We start from the raw sequence: 14,739 nt of genomic DNA, 5'->3' as shown, positions 1-14,739 counted from the left end.
CGATCAGTTGGGCGACCAGGCCGTGCGGGCGACCTGGGTGGCGGGCAGCGAGGGGATGACGTTGATCGCGCGGAGCTCCTCGGTGAGCAGCCGCGTCACGAGCTCGAGCCGCTCGGTCGCGTCGTTGGCCTCGAGCAGCGACTGCCGCTCGGCCATCGGGAGCGGCGTGAGCGCGGACAGCGTCCACGCGAGGTAGTCGGGGTCGCGGGGGAGCGTGCCGCTGAAGGGGTCGCCCTGGAGCTCGGTCATCGCGGCGCGGAACGCGGTGAAGGTCGACCGGGCGCGGTCGAGCACCTCGGCAGGCACCTCCACCTCGGGCTCGTCCATGACGTCGACGACGCCGTGGGGGAACTCCTCCCCGCGCTGCATCTCCTCCAGCATCAACCGCTCGCGCGCCACCGCGACGATGTCGAACGTGCCGTCGTCGCGGCGCTCGACCTCGGTGAGCTGGAGGACGCAGCCGACGCGGTAGACCGACTGGGCCCCGTGGTCGCCGACCTCGTAGCCCTCGCGGATCGCGACCGTGCCGAAGATGCGCTCGGCCGGGTCCTCGACGGTGAGCAGGTGGCGCACCAGCATCCGGTAGCGGTCCTCGAAGACGTGGAGCGGCAGGCTCATCCCGGGGAACACGACGGTGTTCAGCGGGAACATCGGCAGCTCGGCGCTCACGTGGCGAGACTAGCCGCCACCGTCCAGCGTGGGCCCGCGACTTCGGCCCGACCCGCCGGGGAACCTAGACTCGGGGCCATGTCCCTGATCCGTCGCATCGACCTGCGGGACGCCGACCGGGCGTCCGTCGACTACCGCGCCAGCGTGCCGCGCGCCGAGTTCGACGTCGAGGCCGCCACGCATCAGGTGCAGCCGATCATCGACGCCGTCCGTGCCCGAGGCGTCGAGGCGATCGCGGAGTTCTCCGCGCAGTTCGACGGCGTCGACAGCGACGACATCACGGTGTCGCGCGAGGCCATCCAGGCGGCGCTCGACGACCTCGACCCGGCTGTGCGCGCGGGGCTGGAGGAGTCGATCCGCCGGCTGCGGATGACGTGCGAGGCCGAGCTCGAGGCCGACGTGACCAGCGAGGTCGCGCCCGGCGCCGTCGTCACCCACCGCAAGGTCGCGATCGACCGGGTCGGGCTCTACGTTCCCGGCGGTCTCGCGCCGCTGGTGAGCAGCGTCGTGATGAACGTCGTCCCGGCCCAGGTGGCCGGGGTGCGCTCGATCGCGCTCGCGAGCCCGCCGCAGAAGAACAGCGGCGGCCTGCCCGAGCCGACGATCCTGGCCGCGTGCGCCCTGCTCGGCGTGGACGAGGTCTACGCCGTCGGCGGCGCCCAGGCGATCGCCATGTTTGCCTACGGCGCCGGCCCGTGCGCGCCGGTCAACCTGGTGACCGGCCCGGGCAACATCTACGTCGCGGCGGCCAAGCGCCTGCTCCGTGGGGTGGTCGGCATCGACTCCGAGGCCGGGCCCACCGAGATCGCGATCCTCGCCGACGACAGCGCCGACCCCGCCTGCGTCGCCGCCGACATGGTGAGCCAGGCCGAGCACGACCCGATGGCCGCCTCGGTGCTGGTCACCGACTCCCTCGCCCTGGCCGACGCGGTGGAGGCCGAGCTCGACAAGCAGGTCTTCGCCACCCGCCACACCGAGCGGATCCGCACCGCGCTGGGCGGGCGCCAGTCGGGCATCGTCCTGGTCTCCGACATGGACCAGGGCGTCGACGTGGTCGACGCCTACGCCGCCGAGCACCTCGAGATCCAGACCCGCGACTCGGCGGGTCACGCCGCCCGGGTCAACAACGCCGGCGCGATCTTCGTAGGTCCGTGGTCGCCGGTCTCCCTCGGTGACTACTGCGCCGGCTCCAACCACGTGCTGCCCACCGCGGGCTGTGCGTGCCACTCCAGCGGGCTCTCGGTGCGCGCGTTCACCAAGTCGGTGCACGTCATCGACTACTCGCGCGCCGCGCTCGCCGAGGTGGCCGACCACGTCGTGACGCTGGCCGGTGCGGAGGACCTGCCCGGTCACGGGCAGGCCGTCAGCGTGCGGTTCGAGTCGGACGCGCCCGAGCGATGAGCGCGTCCTTCCCACCCCTGCGCGAGGAGCTGCAGGGGATCGAGCCCTACGGCGCGCCCCAGATGTCGCTGGAGCAGGTGCCGGTGCAGCTCAACGTCAACGAGAACCCCTACGGCCCCTCGCCCGTCGCCGCGGCCGACATCGCACGCGCGGTCGGTGAGGCGGCGGTGTCGCTGAACCGCTACCCCGACCGCGAGTTCGTCGCATTGCGCGAGGCGCTGGCGGGCTACCTCAACACCTCCGGCGGCTGCGACATCACGCCGGCGATGGTGTGGGCGGCCAACGGTTCCAACGAGGTGATGCTGCAGCTGCTGCAGGCCTTCGGCGGGCCCGGTCGGGTCGCGCTGTCGTTCGCACCGACGTACTCAATGTATCCCGAGTACGCCCGCGACACCATGACCGAGTGGGTCGCCGGCCACCGCGCCGAGGACTTCTCCCTCGACCTCGACGCCGCCCGGCAGCTGGTGGAGGAGCGGCGGCCGTCGGTCGTGCTGCTGCCCAGCCCCAACAACCCGACCGGCACGGCCCTGCCGCCCGAGGCGGTGTCGATGCTGTGCGAGGCCGCGGCGTCCTACGAGCCCGGTGGGCTGGTCGTGGTCGACGAGGCCTACGGCGAGTTCCGTCGCGCCGGCACGCCGAGCGCGCTGGAGCTCCTGCCCCGCCACCGCAACCTCGTGGTGACCCGCACGATGAGCAAGGCGTTCGCGCTGGCGGGCGCCCGCCTCGGCTACCTGGCCGCCGACCCGGCGATCTGCGACGCGATCCGGGTGGTGCGCCTGCCCTACCACCTCTCCGCTGTCACGCAGGCGACGGCGCTGGCAGCGCTGCGCCACGCGCCCGAGCTCCTCGGCAAGGTCGACGACCTGCGTGCCGAGCGGGACGCGACCGTGGTGTGGCTGCGCGAGCAGGGCCTCGTGGTCGCCGACTCCGACGCCAACTTCGTGCTCTTCGGCCGCTTCGCCGACCGCCACGCACTCTGGCAGGGCCTGGTCGATCGAGGTGTGCTGATCCGCGAGACCGGCCCCGACGGCTGGCTGCGCGTGTCGGTCGGCACCGCCGATGAGATGGCAGTGTTCCGCCACGCGCTGGTGGAGACAATGGAGACCCAGCAGATGGAGGCCCCCGCATGAGCCGCACGGCGCGCATCGAGCGCACGACCAAGGAGTCCACGGTCACCGTCGAGGTGGACCTCGACGGCACCGGTCGCTCCGAGGTGTCCACGGGCGTGGGCTTCTACGACCACATGCTCGACGCCTTCGCGCGCCACTCGCTGACCGACCTCGTCGTGCGCACCGAGGGTGACACGCACATCGACGGCCACCACTCCGTGGAGGACACCGCGATCGTGCTCGGCCAGGCGCTGCGCGAGGCGCTGGGCGACAAGGTCGGCATCCGCCGCTTCGGCGACGCGACCGTCCCGCTCGACGAGGCGCTCGTGCAGGCCGTCGTCGACGTGTCCGGCCGCCCCTACTGCGTCCACACCGGTGAGCCCGAGGGCCAGGTCTACGTCGCCATCGGCGGCACCGGCGCGGCGTACCAGGGCTCCCTCACGCGCCACGTCTTCGAGACGATCTCCTTCCACGCCCACCTCGCGCTGCACGTGCGGGTGCTGGCCGGTCGCGACCCGCACCACTTGGTCGAGGCGCAGTTCAAGGCCTTCGCCCGCGCCTTCCGCGATGCCGTGGCGATCGACCCGCGCGAGACCGGGGTGCCGTCGACCAAGGGCAGCCTGTGACCCCAGACGTCGTCGTCCTCGACTACGGCTCGGGCAACCTGCGCTCGGTCGTCCGCGCCGTCGAGCGGGCCGGTGCCGCCGTCACCCTCACCGGTGACTTCGAGACCGCGCTGGCCGCCGACGGGCTCGTGGTGCCCGGCGTCGGGGCGTACGCCGCCTGCATGGCGGGGCTGCGCGCGATCAAGGGCGAGCGGATCATCGGGCGGCGCCTCGCCGGCGGTCGCCCGGTGCTCGGGATCTGCGTGGGCATGCAGGTGCTCTTCGCCGGTGGCGTCGAGCACGGCGTGGAGACCGACGGCTGCGACGAGTGGCCCGGACTGGTGACCCGCCTCGAGGCCGACGTGGTCCCGCACATGGGCTGGAACACCGTCGAGGTTCCCGCCGGGTCGCGCCTGTTCAGCGGCATCGAGGACGAGCGCTTCTACTTCGTGCACTCCTACGCCGCCCGCTCGTGGGAGCTGGTGACCAACGACCGCACGGCGGCACCGCTGGTGACGTGGGCCGAGCACGGCGGCGACCGCTTCGTCGCCGCGGTCGAGAACGGACCGCTCTCGGCGACGCAGTTCCACCCGGAGAAGTCCGGTGATGCTGGTGCAGAACTACTCAAGAACTGGGTCGCATCGCTGCGCGCGTGAGGACTAGCGTCCGGTCATGACCGAGCCGTTGAGCATGAACCGGATCATCCACTCCGCCGTTCGCCGCGACGTCATGCGCACCGAGCAGGCGCTGCGCACGATGGCCGACGGTGACCGCGCCCGGGCCGAGCAGGTCCGCGGGGCGTGGCGCAACCTGGTCCGTGAGCTGACCCACCACCACGAGGCCGAGGACGCCAACATCTGGCCGTTCCTCGAGCGTCGTGGCTACGACCACGCCATGCTCGCCGACATGGAGGCCGAGCACGCAGCGATGAAGCACGCGCTGGCCGCCGCCTCCTCGGCGATCGACTCGGTCGTCGCGACCCCGTCGGCCGCACAGGCCGCCACCGCCGCGCAGGCCGTGGCCGCCTGCTCGGAGGTGGTCGAGAGCCACCTCGTCCACGAGGAGCGCGACCTCGAGCCGATCGCCGCCGCGCTGGAGGACGACCCCGAGTGGAAGGAGATGGCGAAGAAGCTCCGCCCTGCCAGCATCGTCGACGCCGCCAACTCCCTGGCGTGGATGCAGGACGGTGCGGGGGAGCGGGAGCGGTCGTCGCTGCGCTCCCACGTCCCCGGTCCGGTCGTCAGCCTGCTGACCCTGCTCCTGGCCCGTCGCTACCGACGCGAGGTGGCGCCCGCCTGGCGCTGACGTGGCAGGGTGTCGTCCATGTCCAAGGTCGCAGTCGTCGGAGCAGGGGCGGTCGGCACCGCCATCGCGTACGCCGCCCAGATCCGCGGCACGTGCCGCGAGCTGGCGCTGTTCGACCTCAACGCCGGCAAGGTGCGTGCCGAGGTGCTGGACCTCAACCACGGTCTGCAGTTCACGCCGATGGCGGGCATCACCGGCAGCGACGACCTCGAGGTCTGTGCCGGTGCCGACGTCGTGGTGATCACCGCGGGCGCCAAGCAGGACCCCGGCCAGACCCGGCTCGACCTCGCCGCCGCCAACGTCGCGATGTGCCGCGACCTGGTGCCGTCGCTGGTGCAGCTCGCGCCCGACGCGCTCCTGCTGGTCGTGACCAACCCGGTCGACGTGGTCACCTACGCCGCCCAGAAGTTCTCCGGCCTGCCGGCGCACCGGGTCTTCGGCTCGGGCACCGTGCTCGACTCCTCGCGCCTGCGGTTCCTGATCGCCGAGCACACCCGCGTGGCCGTGCAGAATGTGCACGCCTACATCGCCGGTGAGCACGGCGACTCCGAGGTGCCGCTGTGGTCGACCGCGACCATCGGCGGCGTCCCGGTGAAGGACTGGACCGGCAACGGCGCGCGCGTCCTCGACGAGGAGGCGCGTGCCCGCATCCACCAGCAGGTGGTGTCCTCGGCCTACGAGATCATCGCCGGCAAGGGCGCGACAAGCCTCGCGATCGGGCTCGCCGTCTCGCGGATCCTCGAGGCGGTGCTGCACGACGAGCACCGCGTGCTGCCGGTGACCTCGCTGCTCGACGACGTGCACGGCATCTCCGATGTCTGCCTCTCGATGCCGTCGGGGGTCGGGCGGAGCGGCGTCGAGAGCGTGCTGGCCACGCCGCTGAGCGACGAGGAGCGGGCGGCGCTCACCGCGTCGGCCGAGGCCGTCACCGCCGTGGCGCGGAGCCTCGGTCTCTAGACCGTCGACCGGCCCCGCTCGTCGGCCTCCGCGAGTGCCTTCAGGGTGAGCAGCTGCTTGCGCGCCATGACGAGGTCGCCCACCGACAGCACGGGTGCGACCACCCTGCTGGTCCGGGCGCTGACCTTGAGCAGCAGGCGTGTGGTCGCCTCCTGCGGGGCGACGACGTACGACATGTGCGCACCCATGATCCGCGCGGTGAGCTCGCGGCCGGCGTCGACCGCGAGCACCCGGCCCTGGTCGAGCCCGAACGCGCGGGTGAACGGGTCACCGGGTCGTGGCTCGGGCACGTCGCGCAGCTCGCGCGGCGAGCGACGGCCGAGGTTGTCGATCAGGTCGTAGGAGTACGGCGCGATCCGCACCTGCCGCAACCGCGCCCACACCGCCTCAGGCCCCGCGTGCACCGTCACCCCGCGCCAGGCCTCGAGTGTCGGCTCGGGCACGAACGCGTCGCACCCGTAGTGCCGCTGCACCTCGTCGTCCGTGACACCCCACCGATCGCCGATCATGGGGTTGCTCTCGGGCGAGGTCGGCGTCGGGTCACGGACCCAGCATCGCAGGCGTGGTGGCATGACCCGTCACGTCGACGGCTCTGGCGCACCTCGACCACCACCCCGCCTGGCTGGCTGCGGCCACGGGCGACACGACGGGACTGCCCGACGTCCTCGATGGATATGGGGCAACGGTCGACTGGCCCGGCTGCTCCTTGTGGCGCGAGCTCATGACCCTCTATCCCGACGCCAAGGTGCTCCTGACCGTGCGATCGGCAGGCAGCTGGTGGAGCTCCTACGCCGACACGATCCACCAGCTGATGCTGCAGCCGGTCCTCGACCGGGCCGAGGTGGGGCCGGAGCTGGCCGAGCTCTCGCGGTTCGGCCACGTCCTGACCCAGCGCTCCTTCGGCGCCCCCTACGCCGACCAGACGCCCACCGACCTCGTGGCGGCGTACGAACGTCACAACGCCGAGGTGCGGGCGGGCGTGCCCCCCGGCCGGCTCCTCGAGTACGACATCGCGCAGGGCTGGGATCCCCTCTGCGCCTTCCTGAAACTACCCGTCCCCGACCGCCCGGTCCCCTTCGTCAACGACCGTCAGGCATTCCGCGAGCTGTTCGGCCTCGATGCGCCCGCTCCACCGCCCGAGGCGCCGTACACCCGCGAGCAGGTGGAAGGTCACTTCCGGGCCGCCATACCGCCCTCGGGGATCGAGCATCATTGAGCTTCGAGGCCTCCGCGCCGGCGTGGTCGGCTTGTCCCCAGTTCGCTCCGCGCAGGTCCGCTGTCGGTGGCGGTCACTAGAATCAAACGCATGATCGGCACGCTGGCAGGACTCGCACAGGCTGAGGCAGACGCCCTCAGCCCGGCCGGCCTGCTCGCGTTGATCCGTTCGCGAAAGGACGCTGAGGACCGTGCGGCGGCTGATCAGCTCGACCTCGCCGCCCGCTGGGCCGACCTGCACCCGCCCGAGTCGATCCACTCCGCGGCCGCGTTCACCGTGCCCGGCAGCGAGCACGAGGAGCCCATCGCCGGCGACGGCTGCCCGCTGGTCGCGGAGTTCTGCATCGCCGAGCTCGGCACCGTCCTCGGCATCTCGACCACCGCGGCGAAGAAGCTCATCGGGCACGCGCTCGAGCTGCGCCACCGCCTGCCGCGGTTGTGGGCACAGGTCCAGTCGGGGCGGGTTCCGGCCTGGCGCGCCCGGTTGGTCGCGGATACCACCATCCACTCGTCACCTGCGCTCACCCCTGACGCGGCCCGTTTCGTCGACGCGCAGGTCGCCGCCGTGGCTGGGAAGATCGGCACCGCGCAGCTCGACCGCCTGGTGGCGGAGACGATCAAGCGGTTCGACCTCGCCGCCGCCGACCCCACCTCCGATCCGGAGGACGGCTACCTGTTCGTCGACCCCCGCCACGTGACCATCCACGACGAGGACGTGCACTTCGCCGGCACCGTCCGGATCGAGGCCGAGCTCGGGCTCGCCGACGCGATCGACCTGGAGAACGCCGTCGCCCACGGCGCGGCTGCGCAGAGGGCCCTCGGGTCCACCGACTCGCTCGACGCCCGGCGGGCGCAGGCACTGGGCGAGCTCGCTCGGACGCAGACCGCGCTCGACCTGTTCAGCCAGGGCAGCGCCGACCCGAGCAGCGACGGGTACGGCCTCCCGGTGGCACGGGAGGTCGTGCTCCACGCCCACTTCGACGCAACTCCTGCACCCGACGGCTCGACCGTGTTCGGGTCCACGGGCCGTCTCGAGGAGCGCCAGCGACTTCTCCTCCTCGACCAGCTGAGGTCGTGGTGCGGCGAATCGCGCACGAAGATCACGATCAAGCCGGTCATCGACCTGGACTCCGCGTTGTCCACCCCGGCGTACGAGGTCCCCGACCGGATCCGTGAGCAAGTCGTTCTCCGGGACCGCACGTGCGTGTTCCCCTGGTGCGGGCGCAACGCGCGGGCCTGCGACATCGACCACGTCGTCGAGTTCGACCACGACGCTGACGCAGAGGGACGCGAACAGCCCGGCCCGACGACGACCTCGAACGTCGCTGCCCTCTGCCGCTCCCACCACCGCCTCAAGACCCACTCCGCCTGGCGCTACGACGTGATCGCGCCCGGGATCTTCGAGTGGACCAGCCCGCACGGGCACCGCTACCGCCGCGACCGGCACGGGACGATCGCCCTCGACCCCCCTGAAGCCGGCCCACCCCGGATTCCGCGCCAGCGTCGACCATGACCCCGCCCCACACCCTGCCACCGACAGGTGGCGGGGCAACAGGCGCGTCCGGGACCCGCAGGGCATCGACGCCCAGGCGTCCCGATCGTCCGATGTGCAGGTGTCATCGCTGACACCTACGAGACCACTTGTACCGCTGGGGGTGGACAGGTGGGCTCCGCTACTCAGGCGACACCTCCGGCGTGTGGCCCACACTCCACACATGGGTCACATCACTGAGACGCAACGAGCTGCACGCTCGTGAACACGCGGCGGATCACCCGGTACCTGTCGTGGTTGACCCATGCGCCTGTGCTGGCCCTCATCGTGGCGTACATCGGCCTCAGCATCCTCGACAGCACGCCTGATGCCAACCTCGGGTTGGCTCTGGGGGTGCTGGCCCTCAGCGTCATGGGTGTGCCGTGGAGTCTTCCCCTTCTCCTGTCGGACCGCGTGAGCGTTGGCTCCGCCGTCTTCGTCGCGGTAGCCGCCGGTGGAGCGATGCTCAACCTGGTGCTGCACGGGGTGGCGTTGCGCTGGTGGAGGGAACGCCGTAGCGGGCGGTGACCCTTGTTCGGGCTCCGTTCAGGCCGGGTCCGGGGTCACTTCGCGGTGCAGGTCCCACCGTTGCGGCAGTCTCCGGAAACCCGCAGCCTCGTAGGTCGCGATCGCCCCTTCGTAGGAGGAGGGGGTGCACACGATCGCGGACGACGAGCCCATCTCCCGCAGGGCAGCGGCTGCCGCCAGGCTGATGGCCCGGCCGTAGCCGCGGCCTCGGTGCTCGTGGTGCACGCCCATCGGCTCCAACAGTCCCGGGCGTCCGGGTCCGGCCGACCACACCGTCACGGTGGCGACCGCAGCGCCATCTTCGTCGTAGGCAAGCAGGCATCGCGCATCTGCGTACGCCGGTCCACCCGTCATCGCGTGCCAACGTTCGTTGGTGAACGTCGAGCCCTCGAACGACGCACGCTGCACGGCGATGCGCTCGGCCATACGAGCCGGCGTCCCGGTCTCGACCCGGACACCCGGCTCCTCGACGGGGTCGGTGAGGTCGCGGCTGAGGGGCGTCCAGGCCTCGGTCGCCTCCCATCCCGAGGACAGCATCAGGTCGCGGAGCAACGCGCCGCGGGGCACGTCGAACCAGACGTTCTCCATCGGCAGGACGCCCCTGTCCGGGTCCGAGACGTCGACGGCGATCTGCCGCGCCAGCGGCTCGTCCTGTCGCAGGTCAGGTGCGATCGCAACCCGCAGCCAGAAGGGCTCGTCCAGCAACCCGATGGCCACGACACGCTCGTCACGACGCCACGTTCGGGTCGCACTGGCTGCTGCAGCGCCACCCAGCCGCCAGAACCAACCCAGGTCCCCTGGATGAAGCAGCACGTGCGCCTCGTCCTGCTGCCATCCCCTGAGGATGTCGAGCACCTCGTCCATGTCGTCGGGGCTGGGCTGCTGCAGGGCTATCGTCACGCGCGACATTGAACAGGGGGGAGCCGCGGCGGCGCACCGGGTTTGTGTGCGCGACCACGTCCACGGCTCGTCAACATCTGCGTAACAGTTGGGACCTCCTCGGCGCTGAAGGGGGTGAGAGGCGCGGCGGAGAAGAGCCGCGCCGACACGAGAAGGAGTTCTGGATGTCTGTCTCGACCCGCCTCGGCGGCCTCGCCGCCACTGCCGCGCTCGTCGCCGGTGGAGCGATGTTCGTCCCCACGGCCAACGCGGACGAGGCGCCCGCGCCCGTGCCGTGCGCCGACCAGCAGGCCAAGGTGGACAAGGCCGAGGCCGCTCTCGAGCGCGTCACCGCCGTCTTCGCCCGCCAGCAGACCCGTGTCGTGAAGGCCAAGAAGGTCGTCGCCCAGGCCGAGGCCGGCCGCGCGAAGGCCGCTGCCCGCAAGGCGCTGGCCGACGCCAAGCAGGACCGTGACGAGACCAAGGTGACCAAGCGCGCGCAGCAGCAGCGCCTGGCCAAGGCCCAGGAGCGTCTCGCCACGTGCGAGGCCGCCGTGCCCACGGAGACGCCGACGGAGACCCCCACGGAGACCCCGACGGAGACCCCGACCACGGCTCCCGCCTGATCCGTCCAGCAACAAGACCCCCCACGCCCTGCGTGGGGGGTCTTCTGCGTCCGTCGGCCGTCTCGCCGCCGCGCCCACCCGGGCGGCCCCCACGGGCACGCTCCTAGGATCGACCCATGCCCAGCACCCCCGAGCAGCCCTACCTCGAGCTCCTGCCCGCCGTCGACATCAAGGGCGGCCAGGCCGTCCAGCTGGTGCAGGGCGTGGACGGGTCGGAGAAGCGCTTCGGCGACCCGGTCGAGGCGGCACTGCGCTGGCAGGAGGCCGGCGCCGAGTGGATCCACCTCGTCGACCTCGACGCCGCCTTCGGGCACGGGCACAACCGCGAGCTGCAGGCCCGCATCGTCGGCGCCCTCGACATCCAGGTCGAGATGAGCGGCGGCATCCGCGACGACGAGTCGCTCGAGGCAGCGATGGCCACGGGCTGTCGCCGGGTCAACATCGGCACCGCCGCGCTGGAGCAGCCGGAGTGGTGCGCGCGCGCCATCGCTCAGTACGGCGACCGCGTGGCCGTCGGCCTGGACGTGCGGGGCACGACCCTCGCGGCCCGCGGCTGGACGCGCGAGGGCGGCGACCTCTACGAGACCCTCGCCCGCCTCGACTCCGAGGGCTGCGCGCGCTACGTCGTCACCGACGTCAACAAGGACGGCATGCTCCAGGGCCCCAACCTCCAGCTCCTGCGCGACGTGTGCGCGGCGACCGACAAGCCGGTCGTGGCCAGCGGGGGAGTGACCACCCTCGACGACATCCGCGCGCTCATGACGCTCGTCGGCGAGGGGGTCGAGGGGGCCATCGCCGGGACCGCGCTCTACGAGGGCCGCTTCAGCCTCGAGGACGCGCTCGAGCTGACCCGGGGACGGTGACAGCCGTGGGGCTGCACTTCACCGAGTACGACACCCGCATCGCGGCGTACGCCTGGATCGTCGACGACCGTGACCGCGTGCTGCTGACCTGGTGGAACGGCGAGGGCCGCTTCGAGCCCGGGTGGTCGCTGCCGGGTGGCGGCATCGAGTTCGAGGAGTCGCTGCGCGAGGGCCTCGTGCGCGAGGTGCACGAGGAGACCGGCTACGTCGTCGAGGTCGGCGACTTCATCGTCGACCACTTCTTCACCCGTCGCCGGCCCGAGCAGAAGCCGTTCCGGTCCCAGCGCGCGGTGTTCCACGCGACGATCACCGGCGGCGAGCTCGGCACCGTCGAGGTCGGCGGCTCGACCGACTACGCCGAGTGGATGCCGCTCGACGACGTGCTGGCGCAGCCGTCGCGCGCCGACATCGTCGACGTCGCGCTCGCCGCGCACCGGGCCGGGGAGGCCTCGGCATGAGCCTCGCGATCCGCGTCATCCCCTGCCTCGACGTCGACGGCGGACGCGTCGTCAAGGGCGTCAACTTCACCGAGCTCCGTGACGCCGGCGACCCCGTCGAGCTGGCCCGGCTCTACGACGCCGAGGGCGCCGACGAGCTGACCTTCCTCGACATCTCCGCCTCCCACGAGGGCCGTGCCACCACCATGGAGGTGGTCAGCCGGTGTGCCGAGGAGGTCTTCATCCCGCTCACCGTCGGCGGCGGGGTGAGCAGCGTGGCCGACGTCGACCGGTTGCTGCGCGCCGGCGCCGACAAGGTCGCGGTCAACACCGCGGCCATCCACCGTCCCGAGCTGGTCGCCGAGATCGCGGACCGCTTCGGCAGCCAGGTGCTCGTGCTGAGCGTCGACGCCCGCAGGGCAGAGGGGACGGAGAGCGGCTTCGAGGTCACCACCCACGGCGGCCGGAAGAGCGCCGGCCTCGACGCGATCGGGTGGGCAGTGCGTGCCGCCGAGCTCGGCGCCGGCGAGATCCTGCTCAACGCGATGGATGCCGACGGCACGACGGCGGGCTTCGACCTCGAGCTCATCCGGTCCGTACGCCGCGAGGTGAGCGTCCCGGTCATCGCCAGCGGGGGAGCGGGCGCGGTCGAGCACTTCGCGCCGGCGGTCGACGCGGGCGCCGACGCGGTGCTGGCCGCGACGGTGTTCCACTTCGGCACCCTGCGGATCTCCGACGTCAAGGCTGGTCTGTCCAGCGCCGGCCACCCGGTCCGCTGGGCCGGGCACGCGCCGTAGGATCGCCCCCATGCTGACGACCGTCCGGCCGCGCTCGCTGCGGCACCTCGCCCTCGCGGCCCTCGCGACCACCACCCTGGCCCTCACCGCGTGCGCGCCGACCGACGAGGCCGACACCGGCTCCGGCTCCGGCTCCGACGCTTCGACGTCCGAGGCGCCTGCCGCCGACGAGTGCACCCCCGACGCGATGGACACCGTCACCGGCGGCACGCTGACCATCGCCACCGACGACCCGGCCTACGAGCCGTGGTTCGTCGACAACGACCCCACCAACGGCAAGGGCTACGAGTCCGCGGTCGCCTACGCGATCGCCGAGCAGCTCGGCTACACCGCCGAGCAGGTCACCTGGGTGACGGTCCCCTTCAACAAGGTCGTCCAGCCGGGCCCGAAGGACTTCGACTTCGACGTCAACCAGGTCTCGATCACCGAGGCCCGTCGCAAGGCCGTCGACTTCTCCTCCGGCTACTACGACGTCGTGCAGACCGTCATCACCAACAAGGGCAGCGCGATCGACGGCGCCACGAGCATCGCCGACCTCGCCGACGCCAAGCTCGGCGCGCAGGTCGGCACCACCAGCTACACCGCGATCACCGACCAGATCCAGCCGTCCGAGGACCCGGCCGTCTTCGACACCAACGACCAGGCCGTGCAGGCGCTCAACAACGGCCAGATCGACGGCATCGTCGTCGACCTGCCCACCGCCTACTTCATGACCGCGGTTCAGCTCGACGACGGCACGATCGTCGGCCAGCTGCCGCTCCCCGAGGGCGAGCCCGAGCAGTTCGGCGCCGTGCTCGACAAGGGCAGCCCGCTGACCGACTGCGTGTCCGACGCGGTCGACGCGCTGCGCGAGGACGGCATCCTCGACCAGATCAGCCAGGAGTGGCTGGCCCAGCAGGGCGCGCCCGAGCTCTCCTGATGGTCGATCCTGTCGCCGACCCGGCGGCGGACTGGCGTCCCTCGCAGGTCCAGCGCGAGCGTGACGAGTGGCGACGTCGCCGCACGCTGCGCAGCGCGGTGGTCGCGGCGGTCAGCACGGTACTGCTGCTCGGCGCGGTCGGGGGCGCCGTCGTCAGCTCGCCGGGCTGGCAGCGCGTGCGCGAGACCTACTTCGACTGGGACAAGGCGGTCTCGTCGTTCCCGGCGGTGCTCGACGGGCTCTGGCTCAACATCCGCGTGATGGCCATCTGCTGGGTGCTGATCCTCGTGCTCAGCCTCACCGTCGCGGTCGTGCGGACGCTGCGCGGCCCGGTGGCGTTCCCACTGCGCCTGCTCGGGACGGCGTACGTCGACGTGTTCCGCGGCCTGCCGCTGCTGCTGGTGATCTTCCTGCTCGGCTTCGGCGGCCCGGCGCTGCGTCTGCAGGGGTTGCCGACCTCACCACTGTTCTGGGGCGGCGCGGCACTCGTGCTGTCCTACTCCGCCTACGTCGCGGAGGTCTTCCGCGCCGGCATCGAGTCGGTGCACCCCAGCCAGCGGCTCGCCGGTCGCTCGCTCGGCCTGTCCTACGGCCAGACGTTGCGCCACGTCGTGCTGCCGCAGGCGTGGCGGCGGGTGATCCCGGCCCTGATGAACGACCTCGTCTCGCTCCAGAAGGACTCCGGCCTGATCGCGGTCCTCGGTGTCTACGACGCGATCCGCAGGGCGCAGATCGAGACGTCGCTCGACTTCAACTACACGCCCTACGTCGTGGCCGGGGTGCTCTTCTGCTGCCTCACCATCCCGATGGCGCGCCTGACCGACCGCTACGCCCGGAGGAAGGGCTACCACGGAGCCGGAGGACATCTATGAGGCTCACCCCACGACGTTCTTCTCCT

At 71.8% G+C, this 14,739-nt stretch carries 18 protein-coding genes; 15 read left to right on the top strand and 3 right to left on the bottom strand.

Annotation, left to right across the window (positions count from 1 at the left end):
- Positions 1 to 3: 3 nt before the first annotated feature.
- Positions 4 to 669, bottom strand: a complete 666-nt coding sequence (locus ASG76_RS18335; RefSeq protein ID WP_056607010.1) for an LON peptidase substrate-binding domain-containing protein — start codon at positions 667 to 669, stop codon at positions 4 to 6.
- Positions 670 to 753: 84 nt separating this feature from the next.
- Here ASG76_RS18335 and hisD point away from each other — a divergent pair, with 84 nt between their 5' ends.
- From hisD to ASG76_RS18305, 6 genes are read left to right on the top strand one after another with little or no spacing between them, the layout of a single operon-like run.
- The gene (hisD, locus tag ASG76_RS18330) at positions 754 to 2,070 is read left to right on the top strand and encodes a histidinol dehydrogenase (RefSeq protein ID WP_056607194.1); all 1,317 of its coding nucleotides are present in this window, start codon (positions 754 to 756) and stop codon (positions 2,068 to 2,070) included.
- Entirely contained in the window at positions 2,067 to 3,200 is a 1,134-nt protein-coding gene (locus ASG76_RS18325; RefSeq protein ID WP_056607007.1) for a histidinol-phosphate transaminase, read from the top strand. Before hisD ends, ASG76_RS18325 begins: the two co-directional genes overlap by 4 nt.
- A complete protein-coding gene (gene hisB, locus ASG76_RS18320; protein WP_056607004.1) occupies positions 3,197 to 3,805 on the top strand; it encodes an imidazoleglycerol-phosphate dehydratase HisB in 609 nt (202 codons plus the stop codon). The genes ASG76_RS18325 and hisB overlap by 4 nt, the downstream gene beginning before the upstream one ends.
- A complete protein-coding gene (gene hisH, locus ASG76_RS18315) occupies positions 3,802 to 4,440 on the top strand; it encodes an imidazole glycerol phosphate synthase subunit HisH (RefSeq protein WP_056607002.1) in 639 nt (212 codons plus the stop codon). Before hisB ends, hisH begins: the two co-directional genes overlap by 4 nt.
- Before the next feature lie 16 nt (positions 4,441 to 4,456).
- A complete protein-coding gene (locus ASG76_RS18310) occupies positions 4,457 to 5,089 on the top strand; it encodes a hemerythrin domain-containing protein (RefSeq protein ID WP_056606999.1) in 633 nt (210 codons plus the stop codon).
- Positions 5,090 to 5,107: 18 nt separating this feature from the next.
- Positions 5,108 to 6,046 carry an L-lactate dehydrogenase gene (locus ASG76_RS18305; RefSeq protein ID WP_056606996.1) on the top strand — a complete coding sequence of 313 codons (939 nt, stop codon included), beginning with the start codon at positions 5,108 to 5,110 and terminating at the stop codon, positions 6,044 to 6,046.
- Here the strand turns inward: ASG76_RS18305 and ASG76_RS18300 are convergent.
- A complete protein-coding gene (locus ASG76_RS18300; RefSeq protein ID WP_056606992.1) occupies positions 6,043 to 6,555 on the bottom strand; it encodes a hypothetical protein in 513 nt (170 codons plus the stop codon). The genes ASG76_RS18305 and ASG76_RS18300 overlap by 4 nt on opposite strands.
- Positions 6,556 to 6,638: 83 nt before the next feature.
- Here ASG76_RS18300 and ASG76_RS18295 point away from each other — a divergent pair, with 83 nt between their 5' ends.
- The 3 genes from ASG76_RS18295 (at position 6,639) to ASG76_RS18285 (ending at position 9,320) form a co-directional block, all read left to right on the top strand.
- Positions 6,639 to 7,262, top strand: a complete 624-nt coding sequence (locus tag ASG76_RS18295) for a sulfotransferase family protein (RefSeq protein WP_162254140.1) — start codon at positions 6,639 to 6,641, stop codon at positions 7,260 to 7,262.
- 90 nt (positions 7,263 to 7,352) lie between these two features.
- Complete coding sequence (locus tag ASG76_RS18290) at positions 7,353 to 8,774, top strand: HNH endonuclease signature motif containing protein (RefSeq protein ID WP_056606986.1); 1,422 nt, start codon at positions 7,353 to 7,355, stop codon at positions 8,772 to 8,774.
- A 240-nt stretch (positions 8,775 to 9,014) separates the two neighbouring features.
- Entirely contained in the window at positions 9,015 to 9,320 is a 306-nt protein-coding gene (locus ASG76_RS18285; protein ID WP_056606983.1) for a hypothetical protein, read from the top strand.
- An 18-nt stretch (positions 9,321 to 9,338) separates the two neighbouring features.
- Here the strand turns inward: ASG76_RS18285 and ASG76_RS18280 are convergent, their stop codons facing one another.
- Positions 9,339 to 10,220, bottom strand: a complete 882-nt coding sequence (locus tag ASG76_RS18280) for a GNAT family N-acetyltransferase (protein WP_235529748.1) — start codon at positions 10,218 to 10,220, stop codon at positions 9,339 to 9,341.
- Between the two features lie 164 nt (positions 10,221 to 10,384).
- On the opposite strand from ASG76_RS18280, the gene ASG76_RS18275 reads away from it, so the two are divergent.
- The 6 genes from ASG76_RS18275 (at position 10,385) to ASG76_RS18250 (ending at position 14,713) form a co-directional block, all read left to right on the top strand.
- A complete protein-coding gene (locus ASG76_RS18275; protein ID WP_056606977.1) occupies positions 10,385 to 10,825 on the top strand; it encodes a hypothetical protein in 441 nt (146 codons plus the stop codon).
- Between the two features lie 116 nt (positions 10,826 to 10,941).
- Complete coding sequence (gene priA / locus ASG76_RS18270; RefSeq protein ID WP_056606974.1) at positions 10,942 to 11,688, top strand: bifunctional 1-(5-phosphoribosyl)-5-((5-phosphoribosylamino)methylideneamino)imidazole-4-carboxamide isomerase/phosphoribosylanthranilate isomerase PriA; 747 nt, start codon at positions 10,942 to 10,944, stop codon at positions 11,686 to 11,688.
- 5 nt (positions 11,689 to 11,693) lie between these two features.
- Positions 11,694 to 12,146 (top strand): NUDIX domain-containing protein, encoded by a 453-nt coding sequence (locus tag ASG76_RS18265; protein WP_235529746.1) that lies wholly within the window; start codon positions 11,694 to 11,696, stop codon positions 12,144 to 12,146.
- On the top strand, positions 12,143 to 12,922 hold the full coding sequence (gene hisF, locus ASG76_RS18260) for an imidazole glycerol phosphate synthase subunit HisF (RefSeq protein WP_056606970.1): 780 nt from the start codon (positions 12,143 to 12,145) through the stop codon (positions 12,920 to 12,922). Before ASG76_RS18265 ends, hisF begins: the two co-directional genes overlap by 4 nt.
- Before the next feature lie 10 nt (positions 12,923 to 12,932).
- The gene (locus tag ASG76_RS18255) at positions 12,933 to 13,841 is read left to right on the top strand and encodes an ABC transporter substrate-binding protein (protein WP_056606968.1); all 909 of its coding nucleotides are present in this window, start codon (positions 12,933 to 12,935) and stop codon (positions 13,839 to 13,841) included.
- Positions 13,841 to 14,713 carry an amino acid ABC transporter permease gene (locus ASG76_RS18250; RefSeq protein WP_056606966.1) on the top strand — a complete coding sequence of 291 codons (873 nt, stop codon included), beginning with the start codon at positions 13,841 to 13,843 and terminating at the stop codon, positions 14,711 to 14,713. The genes ASG76_RS18255 and ASG76_RS18250 overlap by 1 nt, the downstream gene beginning before the upstream one ends.
- Positions 14,714 to 14,739: the final 26 nt, after the last annotated feature.

The organism is Nocardioides sp. Soil774 (assembly GCF_001428125.1).
In the GTDB taxonomy this organism is placed as follows: domain Bacteria; phylum Actinomycetota; class Actinomycetes; order Propionibacteriales; family Nocardioidaceae; genus Nocardioides.
Note: the sequence above shows the minus strand (reverse complement) of the source record. Positions and strands in the feature narration are given on the sequence as shown.